This window comes from Rahnella sp. RcJ3 (assembly GCF_009498575.1).
Taxonomy (GTDB): Bacteria; Pseudomonadota; Gammaproteobacteria; order Enterobacterales; family Enterobacteriaceae; genus Rahnella; species Rahnella aceris.
Genome location: NZ_QSNX01000054.1, coordinates 1 through 982 on the forward strand (window position 1 = coordinate 1; position 982 = coordinate 982).

Below are 982 nucleotides of genomic sequence, written 5' to 3' on the forward strand. Positions count from 1 at the left end.
ATTTATTCTGATCACGGCGACACTAATTTGGATTCAGGACGCATTGATTATTATGTGCGAATGCAGGCACCCGACGGCAAATACGTCAGCGTAATACGCGGTGATGATCTGGTGATTTCTGATATTCAGACCGCTCATATCCGGCCTGTACATCTGCCCGGGATCCCACAGGCAGTATTGTGTGTTCCTGCGCCACTGGAACTCAGCACCAAGACAATGGATATCAACAGTAAACAAGCCGGGAATTATACCGGACATCTGATTGTGAATTTTACACCGCAGCTTTAAGGAAAGTGAATATGTCCGTTAAAAGAGCATGTTTTTTTGCACTGTTTGCCACTCTGGCACCTGTGCTGACAATACTGCCAGCACTTGCAGAAAGCGTGCCTCCTGCCGGACGAGATACGCCTGTAAGCGCAACTTTTGACAGAGGAACACCGCCCAGTACACTCGGCATCTGGACGCATGAAAGTGGAGGTTATGACACCGAAGACCCGAGGTTATGGGGGAGAAATAACTGGCGGTGTTTATCAAATACGTCTCCGGAGACCGGGCAATGTAAAAGTGGCGAAGCCAAAAATGCGAATGGAGACTGGGGAGCAACAGGGGATACGCTTATTCCTACTCTCTTTACTGAGAAGAAGAGCGGCCTGCAAGCCGTTATTAATCTCAAAGGCTACCATTCGAGTTCGGCAGATGGCACGCATTTTTTAGTCACTGCGGGGGCTGACAACGGTGCCAAAGAAACCTTTCTCTATATGTTTATCAACGGGGATGAATTGAAAAAACTTCCGGTTGGCGGAGTCTGGGAAGGTACACTGGCGCTGGATCTGTGGCAGTGGTCCCCGGGTAAAAATCTGGCCAGATGGACAGCGCACATCACCCTCAACGTCACTGACAATAACAACCAGCAAATCTATTTACCCGAATTTGGCGAAGCCGCACCGCGCGTTGACCTTAACCTGCGCCCGCTGCCCGGCAC

At 50.1% G+C, this 982-nt stretch carries 2 protein-coding genes; both read left to right on the top strand.

Annotated elements, in window-relative coordinates; translation table 11 throughout:
- Positions 1–288, top strand: a 288-nt coding sequence (locus tag DXU84_RS24925) for a CfaE/CblD family pilus tip adhesin (protein ID WP_305076216.1), incomplete at its 5' end; no start/stop codon positions are given.
- Between the two features lie 11 nt (positions 289–299).
- Positions 300–982, top strand: a 683-nt coding sequence (locus tag DXU84_RS24930; RefSeq protein WP_305076217.1) for a CfaE/CblD family pilus tip adhesin, incomplete at its 3' end; no start/stop codon positions are given.